20 protein-coding genes are annotated in these 18,035 nt (G+C 58.4%); 11 read left to right on the plus strand and 9 right to left on the minus strand.

Translation table 11 applies throughout. The features are described from left to right. Nucleotides 1-19: 19 nt before the first annotated feature. The 7 genes from MRBLMR1_RS24235 to hemB all read right to left on the minus strand — a co-directional run bounded on the left by MRBLMR1_RS24235 (nt 20) and on the right by hemB (nt 4,354). Nucleotides 20-262 (minus strand): AbrB/MazE/SpoVT family DNA-binding domain-containing protein, encoded by a 243-nt coding sequence (locus MRBLMR1_RS24235; RefSeq protein WP_312403352.1) that lies wholly within the window; start codon nt 260-262, stop codon nt 20-22. A gap of 75 nt (nt 263-337) precedes the next feature. Beyond that, complete coding sequence (locus tag MRBLMR1_RS24240) at nt 338-727, minus strand: type II toxin-antitoxin system death-on-curing family toxin (RefSeq protein ID WP_500066723.1); 390 nt, start codon at nt 725-727, stop codon at nt 338-340. Next, nucleotides 727-948, minus strand: coding sequence for an AbrB/MazE/SpoVT family DNA-binding domain-containing protein (locus MRBLMR1_RS24245; RefSeq protein ID WP_500066725.1), 222 nt, complete (start codon nt 946-948; stop codon nt 727-729). The genes MRBLMR1_RS24240 and MRBLMR1_RS24245 overlap by 1 nt, the downstream gene beginning before the upstream one ends. A gap of 58 nt (nt 949-1,006) precedes the next feature. Further along, a complete protein-coding gene (locus MRBLMR1_RS24250) occupies nt 1,007-1,879 on the minus strand; it encodes a DMT family transporter (RefSeq protein ID WP_500066727.1) in 873 nt (290 codons plus the stop codon). Between the two features lie 9 nt (nt 1,880-1,888). Next, nucleotides 1,889-2,659 carry an arginyltransferase gene (locus MRBLMR1_RS24255; RefSeq protein WP_183827150.1) on the minus strand — a complete coding sequence of 257 codons (771 nt, stop codon included), beginning with the start codon at nt 2,657-2,659 and terminating at the stop codon, nt 1,889-1,891. Nucleotides 2,660-2,804: 145 nt separating this feature from the next. Beyond that, on the minus strand, nt 2,805-3,263 hold the full coding sequence (locus tag MRBLMR1_RS24260) for an RDD family protein (RefSeq protein WP_148145341.1): 459 nt from the start codon (nt 3,261-3,263) through the stop codon (nt 2,805-2,807). Nucleotides 3,264-3,343: 80 nt separating this feature from the next. Further along, nucleotides 3,344-4,354: a porphobilinogen synthase gene (gene hemB, locus MRBLMR1_RS24265; protein WP_404945256.1), complete on the minus strand. Its 1,011-nt coding sequence runs from the start codon at nt 4,352-4,354 to the stop codon at nt 3,344-3,346. A 124-nt stretch (nt 4,355-4,478) separates the two neighbouring features. Here hemB and MRBLMR1_RS24270 point away from each other — a divergent pair, with 124 nt between their 5' ends. Together MRBLMR1_RS24270 and ldtR are read left to right on the plus strand one after the other, a co-directional pair. After that, on the plus strand, nt 4,479-4,922 hold the full coding sequence (locus MRBLMR1_RS24270; protein WP_500066729.1) for a DUF6163 family protein: 444 nt from the start codon (nt 4,479-4,481) through the stop codon (nt 4,920-4,922). A gap of 233 nt (nt 4,923-5,155) precedes the next feature. Then, nucleotides 5,156-5,668, plus strand: a complete 513-nt coding sequence (gene ldtR, locus MRBLMR1_RS24275; RefSeq protein WP_148145573.1) for a transcriptional regulator LdtR — start codon at nt 5,156-5,158, stop codon at nt 5,666-5,668. A gap of 147 nt (nt 5,669-5,815) precedes the next feature. On the opposite strand, the gene MRBLMR1_RS24280 is transcribed toward ldtR, so the two are convergent. Continuing rightward, entirely contained in the window at nt 5,816-6,016 is a 201-nt protein-coding gene (locus tag MRBLMR1_RS24280; RefSeq protein WP_148145338.1) for a hypothetical protein, read from the minus strand. 517 nt (nt 6,017-6,533) lie between these two features. Here MRBLMR1_RS24280 and MRBLMR1_RS24285 point away from each other — a divergent pair. The 5 genes from MRBLMR1_RS24285 (at nt 6,534) to MRBLMR1_RS24305 (ending at nt 12,039) form a co-directional block, all read left to right on the plus strand. Next, nucleotides 6,534-7,862, plus strand: a complete 1,329-nt coding sequence (locus MRBLMR1_RS24285; protein ID WP_148145337.1) for a L,D-transpeptidase family protein — start codon at nt 6,534-6,536, stop codon at nt 7,860-7,862. 687 nt (nt 7,863-8,549) lie between these two features. Beyond that, nucleotides 8,550-9,839 (plus strand): serine hydroxymethyltransferase, encoded by a 1,290-nt coding sequence (glyA, locus tag MRBLMR1_RS24290; RefSeq protein ID WP_500066732.1) that lies wholly within the window; start codon nt 8,550-8,552, stop codon nt 9,837-9,839. Between the two features lie 9 nt (nt 9,840-9,848). Beyond that, nucleotides 9,849-10,340, plus strand: a complete 492-nt coding sequence (gene nrdR / locus MRBLMR1_RS24295; protein WP_148145335.1) for a transcriptional regulator NrdR — start codon at nt 9,849-9,851, stop codon at nt 10,338-10,340. Continuing rightward, the gene (gene ribD / locus MRBLMR1_RS24300; RefSeq protein WP_500066734.1) at nt 10,337-11,425 is read left to right on the plus strand and encodes a bifunctional diaminohydroxyphosphoribosylaminopyrimidine deaminase/5-amino-6-(5-phosphoribosylamino)uracil reductase RibD; all 1,089 of its coding nucleotides are present in this window, start codon (nt 10,337-10,339) and stop codon (nt 11,423-11,425) included. The genes nrdR and ribD overlap by 4 nt, the downstream gene beginning before the upstream one ends. Next, nucleotides 11,425-12,039: a riboflavin synthase gene (locus tag MRBLMR1_RS24305; protein ID WP_404945258.1), complete on the plus strand. Its 615-nt coding sequence runs from the start codon at nt 11,425-11,427 to the stop codon at nt 12,037-12,039. Before ribD ends, MRBLMR1_RS24305 begins: the two co-directional genes overlap by 1 nt. Before the next feature lie 12 nt (nt 12,040-12,051). Here the strand turns inward: MRBLMR1_RS24305 and MRBLMR1_RS24310 are convergent, their stop codons facing one another. Continuing rightward, nucleotides 12,052-13,206, minus strand: a complete 1,155-nt coding sequence (locus MRBLMR1_RS24310; RefSeq protein ID WP_500066736.1) for an HD domain-containing phosphohydrolase — start codon at nt 13,204-13,206, stop codon at nt 12,052-12,054. Nucleotides 13,207-13,494: 288 nt separating this feature from the next. Between MRBLMR1_RS24310 and ribH the strand changes: the two genes are divergently transcribed. The 4 genes from ribH (at nt 13,495) to MRBLMR1_RS24330 (ending at nt 17,996) form a co-directional block, all read left to right on the plus strand. Continuing rightward, a complete protein-coding gene (ribH, locus tag MRBLMR1_RS24315; protein ID WP_148145333.1) occupies nt 13,495-13,956 on the plus strand; it encodes a 6,7-dimethyl-8-ribityllumazine synthase in 462 nt (153 codons plus the stop codon). Then, a complete protein-coding gene (nusB, locus tag MRBLMR1_RS24320) occupies nt 13,956-14,429 on the plus strand; it encodes a transcription antitermination factor NusB (protein ID WP_148145332.1) in 474 nt (157 codons plus the stop codon). The genes ribH and nusB overlap by 1 nt, the downstream gene beginning before the upstream one ends. Before the next feature lie 13 nt (nt 14,430-14,442). Beyond that, entirely contained in the window at nt 14,443-15,666 is a 1,224-nt protein-coding gene (locus MRBLMR1_RS24325; protein ID WP_500066739.1) for an MFS transporter, read from the plus strand. 188 nt (nt 15,667-15,854) lie between these two features. Then, entirely contained in the window at nt 15,855-17,996 is a 2,142-nt protein-coding gene (locus MRBLMR1_RS24330) for a sodium-translocating pyrophosphatase (RefSeq protein ID WP_500066741.1), read from the plus strand. Nucleotides 17,997-18,035 lie beyond the last annotated feature (39 nt).

Raw genomic sequence — 18,035 nt, forward strand, 5'->3', positions numbered from 1 at the left:
TTCCTGATGGGCGGCGCTTTTAATGTCTGGCCAGTTCCTTGAGTGCCGTGAGGTAGTTTCTCATCGCGGTTCCATTCGTCAGGGAAAAGGATCTAGGCTCCTCGCTTTCCTCGTCATGCGGTGCGATGAATTCGAGATGAACCTGATCGGAGCGGATCTCGATACGATCCCCTTCCTTCCAACCTAGCTTATCAAGATGCTCCTGCGGCAACATGATGCCGCATCTGTCCCCGATCCTCTGGATCGTCACTGTCTCGCCCATACCGCCCTCCACGGATTGAGCTGAGACGATATCATGTTTTCAGGGCAAGCGATATCGTTTCGGCTGAGGCCGAAGTTACGCGGGGTAGGGAACGCAGTGGTCGCGGAGAAAACGAGTTGCGCCTTCTTCGTCTATCTCTCCCGCGGCGAGGGAGAGGACGAAGGTGAACAGGGTTGCTTCATCGGTTTCGATGGCAAAGCCGTTATCCATCAGGAACACACCCGCGGCAACGATTGCGATCCTTTTGTTGCCATCGATAAAGGCATGGTTCTTGATCAGGCCGTAAAGGTAGGCAGCGGCAAGCTCTAAGATATCCGTCGATCCGTAAGCCGCCTTGTTGACCGGGCGCATCAGCGCGGACTCAAGAATACCCCCATCGCGCAAGCCGTAAGAACCGCCAAATCGCTCTATTTGGCGGTGGTGCAACTTCTCGACCAGTGGTTTTCTCGAGAAGCGTATGGACATTACTCAGCCAGTTTCTTGAGTGCTGTCTTGTATTTGTCCATGAAGATTTCGGCATGTTGCAGCTGTCGCGCGAAATCGTCTTCCATCGGTTTCAGCATCAGTTGACCGGATTGCTCGTTGATTTCAACGCTATCGCCCGCCTTCAGGCCCAGCCGGTCAAGAATCTCCTTGGGGATGATGACGCCTTCGGAATTACCGATCTTTCGAATGGTCGTTTTCATGGCCGATCCTCGTGTTCTAACGACGTTATAACATGGGACGGTCCGTCCGGCAAATTGCTTAGGAGAGACGCAGACGCTGGTTGCCGCGCCGCATCTGCCAGAGTGCGTGGCCGATCAAAGAAAGGATCAGGATCGCTCCGCCCAGCATCGTCCTTGCCTCCATTTCCTCGGCAAAGATCATCCAGACCCAGATCGGCGCGAGGACCGTTTCAAGCAGGTAGCACATGCCGACTTCAGCGCCGGTGAGATATTTCGGGCCGGTCGCGAGACACCAGAAGGCGACGGGCAGCATCACCAGTCCGTCGAGCAGAACCCACGACGGGGAGGGGACCGATGCCAATCCGCCCGACTGCATCATCGCCAGGCCGACGATTGCGGGGATGATGGTCGCGGCGAGCGGCACCAGTCCCAGATCGACCTTCGTCTTGCGCCCGATGCTTATCGCGCCTGCAAGCAGAAGCGTAGTTGTCAAGGCGAGCATATTGCCAAGCAAATCGCCGCCGGACAGGCCTCCGGAGACGATGATCCCAACCCCGACGATCATCGCGATCATGGTGATCCATGTCGATCGTGAAAGGCTTTCACGGAGCAGCAGCCAGCCAAACAGCGCGGCAAACATCGGTGTGAAGGCGACGATGAAGACGACATTCGCCGTTGTTGTATTGAAGACGGCGCCAAGGAAGGTGATTGTCGAAAACCCGTAGAAAATACCGGCAAGCAGGCCTGCCTTTCCGGGGCGAAGGACGGGATTGCTTGGTTGAAGCCGGGAGAGCAGGGCCCAGATGAGAACGCCCAGCGCGAAAGTCGAAAGCGAGCGTAGCGCCAGTGTCTGCCAGAGCTCTCCGCCGCCCAGCCGCACCAGCGGCACGTCGAAAGAGAGCGCGATGCCTCCGGTGATGGTTACAACAAGTCCGCGTCGATGGTTGTTCATCGACGGCCGCTAATCGTCGCTATCTGTTGCCGGAGGCAGAGACCGTTCCCACCCGCGCGCCATCAACTGTTCCTGCGGCTGATAGCGGGTCTTGTAATCCATCTTCGGTGATCCCTTGACCCAGTAACCGAGATAGACATGCGGCAGGCCGAGCGAACGCGCCCGGTTGATGTGATCCAGGATCATGAATGTCCCGAGCGATCGCTTCTCGTATTTCGGGTTGAAGAAGGAATAGACCATCGAAAGCCCGTCGCTCATCATGTCGGTGAGCGCGACGGCAATCAATTCTCCCTGCGGCTGTTTGCTGAGACCGGATCCCGGCTCGCGGATCCGGTATTCGATCAGCCGCGTGTTGACATGCGTGTCTTCCACCATGATCGCATAATCGAGGGCGGACATGTCCGACATGCCGCCATGCTGGTGGCGGTCGTCCAGATAGCGTCGGAACAGCGCGAACTGCTCGGTCGACGGTTGGGCCGGCTGAACGGTCGCGATTAGGTCGCGATTTGCCGAAATGACGCGTTTCATCGAACGCGTCGGCTCGAACTCACCTGCAAGTATGCGCACCGACACACAGGCGCGGCAGGCCTCGCAGGCTGGTCGGTAGGCGATGTTCTGTGATCGGCGGAAGCCACCCTGCGTCAGGAGGTCATTCATTTCCGCTGCACGGGGGCCGACGAGGTGGGTAAACACCTTCCGTTCCATTTCACCCGGAAGATAAGGACAAACTGCCGGAGCCGTCAGATAAAACTGCGGGGAAGGCGTTGTCTGGGTATTCATGGAGGTATGGCCAATCCCGTCATGGAGTGAGAAATGTCATACCATGGCGCATAAATGGAAAACGTCAACCATGCGCTTTTCGGGGCCTGGTTTTAAGCGCGGCCAGTCACCAAAATCGGATAACCGGCCGCACCTGGAGTAGTGGTCAGGATGTCCTGACGATGACCGTGCCGAGCAGCATATCATGTACCAGCCGCGACCTTTCGGTGAACAGGCCGACAAGCAGGATAAGCGGTGTCAGGATCGAGTTGATCAGCCAGAACAGCACCGTGTGGACCATTGCCGTCATGAAATCCAATCGCCTCCCATCGGTCCGCATCAGTGTGATGCCCATGGCGCGCATGCCGGGCGAGGCTTGCGACGGGCCGCCCAGCGTCATGCCGAAATAAAGAAGCGCCACGATGACGAACAGCGCCGGATAAAGCATAAAGCCGAGGCCGAGCGTGATGATGCCGAGAAAGAAGACGATCACCGCCGCCGGAATGCAGAGCAGAAGCACAATCAGATAGTCGAGAATGAAGGCGAACACCCGGCGTGAAAGAACGCCGCTATAGGCGCGCCAGTCTTCCGGTGCGGCATAGGTCGGGTTCGGGTCGAGGCTCATTGATACTCAGTCTCCTGTTTCTCCCCAATCATATGGGGAGACGTTGCAACCTTAGCAAGTCTCGGCGCAAATGCCCGGTCTCAGTCCTTGGCTAGCTTTTTGGCCACGTCGACGGCGAAGTAGGTGAGGATACCATCGCATCCTGCGCGCTTGAAACAGAGAAGCGTTTCCATCATCACCCGGTCGCCATCGATCCAGCCGTTCATGGCAGCCGCCTTGATCTGCGCGTATTCACCGGACACCTGATAGGCATAGGTCGGAAGGCCGAAGGCTTCCTTCACGCGCCAACAGATATCGAGATAGGGAAGGCCGGGCTTGATCATCATCATGTCGGCACCTTCCTCGACGTCGAGTGCGGCGTCGCGCAGGGCTTCGGTGCCGTTGGCCGGAGAGATGTAATAGCTGTTCTTGTCGCCCTTCAGCAGGCCGCCGGTATTGATTGCCTCACGATAGGGACCGTAGAAGCCCGACGAGAACTTCGTCGCATAGGACATGATGCCGACATCCTGATGGCCTGCCGCATCCAGGCCGCGGCGGATGGCGCCGATGCGGCCGTCCATCATTTCCGACGGTGCGATGATGTCGGCGCCCGCATCCGCCTGCATGACGGCGGCCTTCACTACGTGATCGACGGTCTCATCATTGACGATGATGCCTTCGCGCAGAATTCCGTCATGGCCGTGGCTGGTGAACGGGTCGAGCGCCACATCAGTGATCAGGCCAATATTAGGCACGGCCTTCTTGGTCTCGCGAATGAACCGGTTCATCAGGTTGTTGGCATCGAGGATATGCGAGCCGGTCGGATCGCGCAGTTCCATCTCGATGTCCGGGAACGGAGCGATGGCCGGAATGCCGAGATCAGCCGCTTCCTTCACCGCTTCTACCGCCTTGTCGACGCTCATCCGGTTGACGCCCGGCATGGCCGCCAGCGGCTCGGAAATGCCGGTGCCGTGGGTGATGAAGATCGGCCAGATCAGATCGTCAACGGTCAGCCGGTTTTCCTGCACCATGCGGCGGACCCAGTCCGCCTTGCGATTGCGCCGCATCCTGCGGTGCCCGGTGATCTCGTCGACGAGATGCGTCTTATCCATGACGGTGTCTCCATTATTTTTGTTGGCCGGTCCTTAGCATGCGACAAGTTGTTTATGAATGGTCAGGATCAAGCATTGCTGCCATGCGTGTGGCTGGCGGCTGGCCTGATGCGCCTATATATCGATGTCCATGGAATCTGATTCACCCACGACGCCACGGCGCACGCTGACTGAGCTCCTGTTCGTCTTCTTCATGAGGATGATTGCCGCCACCTGTTTCTGGTTCGGCATGCAATATTGGGCGATGCTCGTCGGGTATTCGCTCGAAGGCAGGGCTCGCTTCGATCTGCTGGACTTGCCTTGGCGAGTTACCGCTCCGGCTCTTGCTGTTCTTTTCCCGGTTGCTTCTCTTGGTTTGTGGCTTGCCGTGCCCTGGGGCGCTGTCCTGTGGACAATGGCGGCTATCATCCAAATTCTCATGTATGTCGTCTGGCCCGAAATTTTTGGCGAGAACCATCTTGTCCCGCTTCTGAACGTCCTTGTGGCCAGCCTTTATGTCGTATTTCGTCTCGCATTATGGCTGGAAGGCAGGCGCAAAGAGGAGAAGGTAAGGATTGATTCACCTTGATCCTAAAGGCATTTAGCTCGAATTTTAGTGATTTTTTCGAGCTAAGATATTGATTTTTATAGGCAGAAAAACTGCGGGGAAGGTCTTCGCCACAGTGCCGACAAAATCCGAAAATGCCGGTAGGCTTTTGTTAAGCAAGTGTTTTAAGTCGAATTTTATGCGCATTCGATAGGGTCTGTCTCAAGGCGGGAAGAAACAAACACACCGCCAAACAAAACAGTGAGGCAGTTATGATGAACACGAAGCTCAAGCCGCAGGCACCGGCAGTCGCAGATCCGCACGAAGACACGATCCGTGGACTTTACATGGAATCGCTGCACCTGGTGGAACGTCTCCACCGCCGTCTCCTCGACGTCATCAAGGACGAGTTCGACCGTCAGGGTCGCGACGACGTCAACGCCGTTCAGGCTCTTCTTCTCTTCAACATCGGCAATTCCGAACTGACGGCCGGTGAACTCCGCTCCCGCGGCTACTATCTCGGCTCCAACGTTTCCTACAACGTCAAGAAGCTGGTCGATCTGGGCTTCATCAACCACGCCCGTTCGCGCATCGACCGCCGTTCGGTTCGCATCAGCCTGACGCCTGCTGGCCAAGAAATCGCCGAAACCGTCGCGAAGCTTTACGAGCGCCACATCGGCTCGATCGAAAAGGTCGGCGGCATCGGCGAAGGCGAATTCTCACAGATGAACCGCCTGCTGCAGCGCCTGGATCGTTTCTGGAACGACTCGATCGCTTACCGGATGTAATCGGACCGGAACCGCGATCTGCCTTTAAACCACTAAGGGCTTGGCGTTCCCCATTGCCTCCAGTCATGCGGTAACGCACAAAAGCAAACCGGAGCGTAAGGCCTACGCTCCGGTTTGCTCGTTTTATATCCGGAAATGGTGGAGAGTTCAGCCGCCGATGGCCTTGATGCGGGTCAGGTCCACAATCACTTCCTGCCAGCCTGTCGGACGATATCCGCGGACTTTGTCAGGCCATTCGCAAATACCGTCTTCGTTGACGTAACCGACCCACTGAGCGCTCTCAAGATGATCGAACAATAGAAAGACCAGCTTGTTTGGAATGAGAGTGTTTACCGGCTTCCACTGCATTTAATTTCTCCACCCCTATATTTATAAGTCATAGAATTTATTGCTGTCGCCTTGCTTGAAACTGGCGCTTTGTTGCGAAAATTGCTCGCTCGAGCGATTGCTCGTGCCGAGGGTGATTCTTCAATGGTCGCCTGTTTTGCGGAAAGCGATTAAAAGGGCAAGACTGTAAAATGGGCGTGCACGCTTGATGCTCCTGTGTCGGGTGCCTCCAGGCTACGGCGAATTTCCTGGCCAAACGAAGATCCAGCCAGTTGCCACATGCGCCCAACCGATGGGTGATTTTTTGCGTTTGCGATACGGCAGAAAAGTCACAGCGCAACACAGGCTTGTGACCCTTCGCCTGGTGACACGAATTGGCCATATTGCTATGGGACCGGGCATGTTCAAGCAATCGGTAAAAAGGGGCTTTGCCGATTGAGGCAGAGCGGGCCGAAAAGGGCACCTGCTTGGCTTTTGCGCCTTTTTAACCATATCCCTGTAGCGCTGTTCTGTTGACCGGGATCAGATGGATTGAATGATGTCGAAGAAAATCGGACTTGAAGTTTTGTCTCGCCGCGCGCTGCTGCGGTCTGCTGTTTCGGCAGGTGCCGCGGCATTGGCCGCACCGGCGCTTGCACAGAGCCCGATTGATTCCCTCATCAATGCCCCGCGGCGCGGCAGTTGGGACGATCAGTTCGATGCGCGGGGCTCGCGCACTGCTGTTGGTGTTGTCTCGAACAACCCGATCCTGGGCACCGAAGGTCCTGCAAATATCCAGCAGGCAATTTACACCTACCAGTCGATCGTTTCCAACGGCGGCTGGCCGGAAGTGCGTCCGTCGACCCGCCTGCAGCTCGGCGTCGCCGATTCGAGCGTTCAGCAGCTTCGCCAGCGCCTCACCATTTCCGGAGACCTTGACGAGGGTGCAGGCATGTCGACGGCTTTCGACAGTTATGTCGATGGCGCCGTGAAACGTTTCCAGGCTCGGCACGGTCTCCCGGCAGATGGTGTACTTGGCGAATTCACTGTGAAGGCGCTCAACGTTCCGGCACAGACGCGATTGATGCAGTTGCAGACCAACCTCGTGCGGCTTCAGTCCATGTCAGGTGATCTCGGCCAGCGTTATCTCATGGTCAATATCCCCGCCATGTATATAGAGGCCGTAGAAAACGACCGTGTTGCCCTGCGCACCAATGCCGTTGTTGGCCGTATCGACCGTCCGACCCATGCGATTAACTCCAAGATCTATGAAGTAATTCTCAATCCGTACTGGACAGCACCTCGCTCGATCGTCGAGAAAGATATTGTCCCGTTGATGCGCAAGGACCCGACCTACCTGACCCGCAACCAGATTCGACTGTTCGACGGTCGTGGCCAGGAAGTGGCGCCGGAAACCGTAGACTGGAACGCACCCAAGGCACCAAACCTGATGTTCCGTCAGGATCCAGGCAAGATCAATGCCATGGCTTCGACCAAGATCAACTTCCATAACCCGAACAACGAATATCTGCATGATACGCCGCAGCAGGGCCTGTTCAACAAGCTGATGCGTTTCGAATCCTCCGGTTGCATGCGCGTCCAGAACGTTCGCGACATGATCACCTGGCTGCTGCGTGATACGCCAGGTTGGTCGCGTCAGGAGATTGAACGCGTCATCTCGACCCGGCAGAACAATCCGATCAAGCTCGCCCAGGAAGTGCCTGTCTATATCGTCTACATCACCGCATGGTCGGCCAAGGACCGTGTTGTCCAGTTTCGCGACGACATCTACCAGAAGGATGGCAATCAGGAACTGGCGCTGCAGACGACCACCGGCATTGAACAGCGGCAAGGGGCGCTTACCGAAAGTGACATGCTGCCGCAGTAAAGTGACGGAAATATCTTGATGAAAGGCCGGGTCGTATTGCCCGGCCTTTTTACGTTGCCACGATCGCAGCAACCAATTCGACCGCTCCGTTTTTCTATTGTTTGCAGTTGAGGCGGCGCTAATCTGAAGCTTCCGATGGGTGCGGAGACCGCGGATTAACAGATGCCTGTTGCTTGCCGCAGGTGTTGCCGTGGCGCCAGCCGCCTCGTTGCTGAAATGTCCCTCGGTTGCGGCCCGCTTTGCCCGTGCCTCCTTTTACGTCGATCCCATGTCGAACTTCGAAGACCAGAACCGCTCTCTCGCCAGCGTATTCAGCGTTATCCGCAACGTTTACCTTCCCTCTGGGCTGAAGAGCCTGACATTTCTTCGACCCCGCTCTGACGTCGAATACTTTCTGGGTCGATCTCAAGGCGATCGATCTTTCGGCCGATACGGGCAAGGTCATTGAGGCCCGATCTCGGCTCAAATCAGGATCACATCTATTCGAGCAATGTTACAAAGAGTTTCAAGCCGACGTCCGCTTTCCAGTTTCTCGGCCTTGAAGCCTGAATGAATGGAAAGAGGTGGGATACAGTGTCTCCTACACCGCGCCGGAGCGTGCAAATGTCGCTCTTTGTCTTGCCCTTCAACGGGCAGAGCGCTAAGACGCGTCACACCGCTTTCTTACCTCTCCCAGGAGCCTTGCTCATGTCGAATACCGAAGCATTCTTCTCCCGCCCGCTCGCCGAAACCGACCCGGAAATCTTTGGCGCGATCGAGAAGGAACTCGGTCGTCAGCGTCACGAGATCGAGCTGATTGCATCGGAGAATATCGTCTCGCGCGCCGTGCTCGAAGCCCAGGGCTCGATCATGACCAACAAGTATGCCGAAGGCTATCCGGGCAAGCGCTATTACGGTGGCTGCCAGTTCGTCGATATCGCCGAAGAGCTTGCCATCGAGCGCGCCAAGAAGCTGTTCGGCGTCAACTTCGCCAACGTTCAGCCCAACTCGGGTTCGCAGATGAACCAGGCCGTCTTCCTCGCGCTCTTGCAGCCGGGCGACACGTTCATGGGTCTCGACCTGAATTCCGGGGGGCACTTGACGCACGGTTCGCCGGTCAACATGTCCGGCAAGTGGTTCAATGTCGTTTCCTACGGCGTGCGTGAAGACGACAACCTGCTCGACATGGACGATGTTGCCGCCAAGGCACGCGAACACAAGCCGAAGCTGATCATCGCTGGCGGTACCGCTTACTCCCGCATCTGGGACTGGAAGCGTTTCCGCGAGATCGCTGACGAATTCGGCGCCTACCTGATGGTCGACATGGCCCATATCGCCGGTCTCGTTGCCGGTGGCCAGCATCCGTCGCCGTTCCCGCACTGCCACGTTGCCACAACCACGACCCACAAGTCGCTGCGCGGCCCGCGCGGTGGTGTAATCCTCACCAACGATGAGGATCTGGCAAAGAAGTTCAACTCGGCCGTATTCCCCGGCCTGCAGGGCGGCCCGCTGATGCACATCATCGCCGCCAAGGCCGTTGCCTTCGGTGAAGCACTGCAGCCCGATTTCAAGGAATACGCAGCCCAGATCGTCAAGAATGCCAAGGCACTGTCGGAGACGCTGGTTGCCGGTGGCCTCGACATCGTTTCGGGCGGTACCGACAACCACCTGATGCTGGTCGACCTGCGTAAGAAGAACGCCACCGGTAAGCGCGCCGAGGCCGCTCTCGGCCGCGGTTACATCACCTGCAACAAGAACGGCATTCCCTTTGACCCGGAAAAGCCCTTCGTTACCTCGGGTATCCGCCTCGGCACGCCAGCCGGCACGACCCGCGGCTTCAAGGAAGCTGAGTTCAAGCAGATCGGCAACTTCATCGTCGAAGTTCTCGATGGCTTGAAGGCTGCCAATTCCGACGAGGGCAATGCAGCTGTCGAAGCTGCCGTTCGTGAAAAGGTCGTCGGCCTGACCGATCGTTTCCCGATGTACCCCTACCTCTAAGGAGAGCAGATGCGCTGCCCATTCTGCGGCTCTGAAGATACCCAGGTTAAGGATAGTCGCCCGGCGGAGGATTTCACCTCCATCCGCCGGCGCCGCATCTGCCCGGATTGCGGCGGTCGTTTCACCACTTTCGAACGCGTCCAGTTGCGCGAGCTGATGGTGTTGAAGAAGACCGGCCGCAAGGCGCCTTTCGACCGCAACAAGCTCGTGCGTTCCTTCCAGATTGCGCTTCGCAAGCGGCCGGTGGATGCCGATCGCATCGAACGTGCCGTGTCCGGCATCGTTCGCCGGCTGGAAAGCTCCGGCGAGGCGGAAATCTCGTCCGAGCAGATCGGTCTGCAGGTGCTTGAAGCCCTGAAAAGCCTCGATGACGTCGCCTTCGTTCGTTACGCCTCGGTTTACCGCGATTTCTCTCATGCGGAGGATTTCGAGAAGGTGATCGAGGAAATCAACGCCAAGCTTGCCCGTGATCCGGGGCTGGAATCTGGAGAGGGCGCTTGACGAGCGCAGCCGAAGACCGGCGCTTCATGGCAGCCGCCCTGCGGCTGTCGCGATGGCATGCCGGTCTGACGGCAACCAACCCTTCCGTCGGCTGCATCGTTGTCAAGGACGGTGCGATCGTCGGTCAGGCCGTTACCGCCGTTGGCGGCAGGCCCCATGCCGAGACGCAGGCGCTTGCGGTTGCCGGCGAGCGGGCGAGGGGAGCAACGGCCTATGTCACGCTCGAGCCCTGTTCCCATTACGGCCGCACGCCCCCCTGTGCCAACGCCCTGGTTGCCGCAGGTGTCGCCCGTGTCGTCGTTTGCCTCAACGATCCTGACCCTCGCGTTTCCGGTCGCGGCTTCGGCATCCTGCGCGAAGCCGGTATCGTCGTTGAGACCGGGCTGCTGCAGGACGAGGGGCGTCGCGTGCTTTCGGCCTACCTCTCGCGCCAGACGAGGGGATTGCCCTATGTGACTCTCAAGCTTGCAGTTTCCGCCGACGGCATGCTTGGCCGTCGCGGCGAGGAACTGCTGATCACCGGGCCGCAGTCGCGCGCCCAGGTGCATATGATGCGCGCCGAAAACGATGCCATTCTCGTCGGCATCGGCACGGCACTGGTAGACGATCCGGAACTGACGGTTCGCCTGCCGGGACTGGAAAGCCGCTCGCCATTGAGGATCGTTCTCGATCGTCGTCTGGAACTGCCGCTGACATCCAAGCTGGTGAAATCGACCGGTACCGTCCCGGTCGTTGCTGTCACGGATCCCTTCTGCGAAACGCATCCATCCAATGAAGAACGCCTGCGCGCCCTGATGTCTGCAGGCGTCGAAGTTCTGCAGGCAAGCAGCTTGCGTGACCTTCTGGCCAATCTCGCCACGCGCGGAATTTCTTCGTTGATGGTCGAGGGCGGAGCCCGTGTCGGCCGCAGCTTCCTTGAGGCCGGATTGGTCGATCGTCTCGTGCTTGCCCAGTCCGAGCTGGTTGTCGGTGCAGGTGGGATTGAATCACCGGCAACGCCTTCCGATATTCCAGCAGGATTTCAGTGCGTGCGGCAGGAGCGTTTCGGCGCAGACCGCAGCTTCGAATATGAAAGAGGCCTTTGATGTTTACGGGTATTGTCACCGATATCGGCACGGTTTCCGAACTGACTGCTCTGGATGAAGGCGTGAAGCTGCGCATCGCCACCAATTACGACCCGAAGACGATCGATATGGGCGCTTCGATTGCCCATGGCGGTGTCTGCCTGACCGTGACCACGCTTCCCGAAGACGGCAGCAACGAGCGCTGGTTCGAAGTAGAAGCCTGGGAAGAGGCGCTGCGCCTGACGACGATCGCATCGTGGACCAAGGGTACGCGGATCAATCTCGAACGGGCGCTGAAAATCGGTGACGAACTTGGCGGTCACATCGTGTCCGGTCATGTCGATGGCAAGGCTGAAATTCTGGCGGTCGAGGCGGAAGGCGAGGCGGTTCGCATCACCCTGCGTGCGCCTGAAGATCTCGCTCGTTTTGTTGCGCCCAAGGGCTCGGTTGCGCTTGATGGCACGTCGCTCACCGTCAATGCCGTTAACGGTACCGATTTCGATATCTTGCTGATCCGCCACACGCTGGCTGTGACCACCTGGGGTGACCGCAAGCCGGGCGATTTCATCAATTTCGAAGTGGACACGATGGCGCGATATGCAGCCCGTCTGGCGGAATTTCCTGCCAAGGCCTGAGGTCTTTCAGCGTCAGATCGGCTGTGAAAACTGGCGGTGGATTTCCGCAAACTGCGGAGCCACCTCGTCGAATGCCGCGACGACAGCCGGATCGAAATGCTTGCCGCTTTCGCCGGTGATGATGTCGACGGCTTCGTTATGGCTCATCGCGGGTTTGTAGACCCGTTCCGATACCAGCGCATCATAGACGTCTGCGACGGCCATGATCCGGCCGGCAAGCGGAATGTCTTCTCCCTTCAAACCGCGCGGATAGCCCGTGCCATCCCATTTCTCATGGTGGCAGTGGGCAATTTCCTTGGCGAGGCTGAGAAACGGATTGCTCGATCCGATATAACGCTCCGCGGTGGCGATCGCCGTGCGCCCGAGATCGGCATGGGTCTTCATGATGTCGTATTCCGCCCGGTCGAGCCGCCCCGGCTTCTGCAGGATGCGGTCAGGAATGCCGACCTTGCCGATATCGTGGAGCGGAGCCGACTTATAGAGCAGGTCGACAAATTCTTCGTCGAGTCCCGTCGTTTCCGGTTCACGCCGGTTGAGTGCCTCGGCAAGCACGCGGACATAATGTTGCGTGCGACGGATATGGTCGCCCGTCTCGTGGTCGCGTGTTTCGGCAAGTGATGCCATGGCTAGGATCATCGCGTCGCGGGCGCGTGCCGCCTCATCCCGCGCTTCGGCAAGCGAATTGGTCAGTGCCACATTGGCCATCGCCACCGCCGCCGTATTGGCAATACGCTGCAAGCTGTAGACGCTGTCGTCCGGTGGGGTGCCGACGGTTGACCAGTAGGCTCCAATCGCGCCAAACGGATCGCCTGGCCTCAATGGCACCATGGCGAGGCTTTTGACGAAAGTCGGGCGATAGGCATCCTGCGGAACACGAGGGTCCTTGGTGATGTCGTCTATGACGACCACTTCGGAATGCTGCATCGCCCAGCCAGAAATGCAGGCCTCCATAGGAAAACGTTGTCCTTTCCACAGCGGCTTGATGGCGTCTTCATCGACATAATAGCAATCGTCCTTGTCGCGCAGGATGAATGCGAGGCCATCGGCGCCGATCAGGCGGCGCGCGGATTGCCTAACCACGGTCATGATTTCTTCAAGACCACGGGCCATTGATATGTTCAGCAGCAGGTCGTCCATCTCATCCATTTGGAAGCGGTGCTTTTCCATTATCCACCTGCATCTCTGCGTCGAATAATAGATCTCTAATAAAACGAAGGTGGCAAGAGTGATACGCTTTGTCTGCTTAGTTTAACAGATAATTAATTACTGGCTATGGAGATGATCCGAACCGGGATTGATTAAGTATTGTGGAGCGTCTTGAGACGATCCTATTCCCGGCATGCAGGCCTCGTTCCCGCAAAATCGCTTGCCAAGCGCCTCCGGGCGTGTTTTGACCGCGCCCATGCTAGAAGTCCGCCACTTGCCGGACCGAATACACGTATCTTAAGGTGATCCATGTCGCTCGAAACCGCTTCACACATCCTGATCGTAGAGGCTCGCTTCTATGATGATATGGCCGATGCCCTGCTTGACGGTGCAACTTCGGCACTCAAGGAGGCGGGAGCGACCTACGATGTAATTACCGTTCCCGGTGCGCTGGAAATTCCGCCGACGATCGCCATGGCGCTCGACGCTTCCGAAAACGGCGGCACCGAATATGACGGTTTCGTCGCCCTCGGCATGGTCATCCGCGGCGAGACCTATCACTTCGATATCGTTTCCAACGAATCCTCGCGCGCATTGATGGATCTTGCCGTCTCGGAATCGCTTGCCATCGGCAACGGCATCATGACCGTTGAGAACGACGATCAGGCCTGGGCGCGTGTGCGCCGTTCGGACAAGGACAAGGGCGGCTTTGCAGCCCGTGCGGCACTGACAATGATCGCCGTGCGCGAAAAGCTGAACGGTGCACGCTGATGTCTAACGAAGAAAAACAGATCAAGCCGGTCAACCAGCGCGGTGCAGCCCGCCTCGCAGCCGTGCAGGCGCTCTACCAGATGGATATCGGTGGTACGGGTGTGCTTGAGGTCGTGGCTGAATATGAGGCCCATCGCCTGGGCCAGGAACTCGACGGCGACACCTATCTTAAGGCCGACCCGTCCTGGTTCCGCTCGATCGTCTCCGGCGTCGTGCGTGACCAGACCAAGATCGACCCGATCGTGCGCTCCTCGCTGCAGGAAGACTGGCCGCTCTCGCGTCTCGATTCGACGCTCCGCGCCATCTTACGTGCCGGCACGTTCGAAATCCTCGAGCGCAAGGACGTCCCGGTTCCGGTCATTGTTACCGAATATGTCGAGATCGCACGCGCCTTCTTCGAAGAAGACGAGCCGCGTATCGTCAATGCGGTTCTCGATCGGATTGCCAAACAGGTTCGTGGCGACAAGAAATAACAGGTAGGCAGACATGGACGGTGTGGTGGACGGCCTTCAGACGCAAATGCGCGCCGCCCGCCGCAACGTCGCATTACTTGCTATAAGCCAGGCAATCCTTGGATCCGCAGCGCCTCTTTCGATCGCGATCGGCTCGCTTGCCGGATATCAGTTGCTCGGCGACGATAAGTCTCTCGCCACGGCCCCCATCACCGCCTTCAATGTCGGAACGGCCTGCGGCGCAGTCGTCATTGCCATTCTGTCGCGCTTTCTCGGTCGCCGTGAAGCCTTCATGGCCGGTTGCCTGATCGGGGCCGCCGGTGGTGCTTTCGCCGCGATCGCACTTTTTCGCGAGAGTTTCTGGCTATTCGCCCTGGCGCTTCTATTCATCGGCACGTCCTCCGGCTTCACGCAAAAAATCCGCTTTGCCGCCGCAGATGCTTCGCCGTCCTCCTACAAGCCCAAGGCGATTTCCTTGATTCTCGGCGCGGGCATCGTCTCGGCGGTTCTCGGCCCCCAGATCGTCATCTGGGCGAAGGACTTGTTTGCCCCGGTGACCTTTGCGGGAGCCTTCATCGCGCTCATTCCGCTCTGCCTCGCGGGTATCGGCATATTCTCCTTTCTGAAGCTTCCGCAGACGAAGACGGCCCCCCAAAGTTCTGAGCCGGCACGGCCGCTGAAAGAGATCGTGCTGACGCAGCGCTTTCTAACCGGCATGATCTGCGGCATCTGCATCTATGCGCTGATGACCTTCGTCATGACTGGGGCGCCGCTTGCCATGGTGATCGGTTGCGGTTTCCCGCCCGAAATGGCGACCCTTGGCATCCAGTGGCATGTGCTTGCCATGTTCGGCCCGAGTTTCATCACCGGCTCGCTGATCTCTCGCTTCGGTGCCGAAAAGGTCGTTGCAATCGGCATTTTCGTGATGATGGGCTGCGCCGTCGTCGCGCATCTCGGCATCGAGCTCTGGAATTTCTGGGGCGCGCTTGTCCTGCTCGGCATCGGCTGGAATTTCGGCTTCATCGGGTCGACCGCGATTGTCGCATCCAGCTACCGGCCGCATGAAGCCGACAAGGTTCAGGGGTTTCACGATATCGTGCTGTTCGGCACGGTGGCATTGTCGTCATTCTCCTCAGGCAAGGTCTTCGTCACCTGGGGTTGGTCTTTCATCAATATGGTGATCTGGCCGGTTGCGGTGATCTGCCTTCTTTTGATCGCCGCCCTGCTGTTCAGGCGCTCTTCGGCGAAGTCGCTGTAAGGCGAGTATTAACTCATATTACAACCTGCGTCCATTTGAGCCCTTGTCCCCGCAGGGCTTGACGTCATTTCATCTCCACCGCAATCTCGCTTCGCATGGCGGAAACGCTTCCTTGGGAGGGGAGAGCATCCGCAGGGAAATGCGCAGCCGGGATTTTTCGTCCCGGCGATCAGGGAGAGGAAAATAGTATGACAGTCATTTTGGGTGTGATCGTCTGCGGTCTGCTGTCGATCATCTATGCCGTGTGGGCGACGCGTTCCGTAATGGCCGCCGACCAGGGCAATGAACGCATGCAGGAAATTGCTGGCTATATCCGTGAGGGGGCTCAAGCCTATCTGACGCGCCAGTACATGACGATTGCCGCAGTCGGCGTCGTCGTTGCCATACTTGCATGGCTGCTTCTGTCCGGCACGGCTGCCTTGGGCTTTATAATCGGCGCGGTACTGTCCGGCGCTGCAGGTTTTATTGGCATGCATGTTTCCGTCCGGGCCAATGTTCGTACGGCGCAAGCGTCTTCGCACAGCCTTGCCGCGGGGCTAGATATCGCCTTCAAATCGGGGGCGATCACCGGCATGCTGGTTGCCGGTCTCGCACTTCTCGGTGTCTCCATTTATTACTGGGTGCTGACCGCAGGCCTCGGCCACGCAAGCAGCTCTCGCGAGGTCGTTGACGCGCTTGTCGCGCTCGGCTTCGGCGCTTCGCTCATCTCGATCTTCGCTCGTCTCGGCGGCGGTATCTTCACCAAGGGTGCCGATGTCGGTGGCGACCTTGTGGGCAAGGTCGAGGCCGGCATTCCCGAAGACGATCCGCGCAACCCGGCAACGATTGCCGATAACGTCGGCGACAATGTCGGCGATTGCGCCGGCATGGCGGCCGACCTGTTCGAGACCTATGCGGTGTCGGTCGTTGCGACCATGGTGCTTGCCGCGATCTTCTTTGCCGGCGCTCCGGTGCTCGAATCGGCGATGCTATATCCGCTGGCCATCTGCGGCGTCTGCATAGTCACGTCGATCATCGGCACCTTCTTCGTCAAGCTCGGCAGCAACGGCTCGATCATGGGGGCTCTCTACAAGGGCCTGATCGCAACCGGCGTTCTTTCCATTTTTGGCATTGCAATCGCCACGTCGATGACGGTCGGCTGGGGTGTGATCGGCACCGTTGCCGGCAAGGAAATCACCGGCACCAGCCTTTTTGTCTGCGGTCTTGTCGGTCTCGTCGTCACGGCTCTGATCGTCGTTATCACCGAATACTATACCGGCACCAACAAACGCCCGGTCAATTCGATTGCCCAGGCGTCGGTTACCGGTCACGGCACCAACGTTATCCAAGGTCTCGCCGTTTCGCTCGAATCGACGGCGCTTCCGGCAATCGTCATCGTCGGCGGCATCATCGCTACCTATCAGCTGGGTGGCCTCTTCGGCACGGGTATTGCCGTGACCGCCATGCTCGGCCTTGCCGGCATGATCGTCGCGCTCGACGCCTTCGGGCCGGTCACGGACAATGCCGGCGGTATCGCCGAAATGTCTCATCTGCCGCCGGAAGTTCGCAAGTCGACCGACGCGCTCGATGCCGTCGGCAACACCACCAAGGCGGTCACCAAGGGCTACGCCATCGGTTCCGCCGGTCTTGGTGCACTCGTATTGTTTGCCGCATACTCCAACGACCTGCAGTATTTTGCCGCCAATCCGCAGCAATATCCGTACTTCGAAGGGGTAGGGCCGATCTCGTTCAGCCTTGCCAATCCTTACGTCGTCGCTGGTCTGATCTTCGGTGGTCTTATTCCCTACCTGTTCGGCGGTATTGCCATGACCGCCGTGGGCAAGGCAGCAAGCTCGATCGTCGAAGAGGTTCGCCGTCAGTTCCGCGAGAAGCCGGGTATCATGCAGGGTACCGATCGGCCGGACTACGGTCGTGCGGTCGATATTCTGACGCGTGCCGCTATCCGCGAAATGATTATTCCTTCGCTGCTTCCGGTCCTCGCCCCCATCGTCGTCTATTTCGGCGTTCTACTGATCTCCGGGGGCGACAAGGCGTCTGCCTTTGCGGCACTGGGAGCCTCGCTTCTCGGCGTGATCGTCAACGGCCTCTTCGTCGCCATCTCGATGACGTCTGGCGGCGGCGCATGGGACAATGCCAAGAAGAGTTTTGAGGACGGTTTCGTCGACAAGGACGGCCAGCGTCACCTGAAAGGTTCCGATGCCCACAAGGCCTCGGTCACCGGTGATACGGTCGGCGATCCCTACAAGGATACGGCAGGCCCGGCGGTCAACCCGGCTATCAAGATCACCAATATCGTGGCCTTGCTGCTGCTGGCGATCCTCGCTGGCTGAACTGCCTGCCACCTCTTCAAATGAAAGAAGCCCGCGGAG

Source organism: Neorhizobium sp. LMR1-1-1.1 (assembly GCF_040675795.1).
Taxonomy (GTDB): Bacteria; Pseudomonadota; Alphaproteobacteria; order Rhizobiales; family Rhizobiaceae; genus Neorhizobium; species Neorhizobium cellulosilyticum.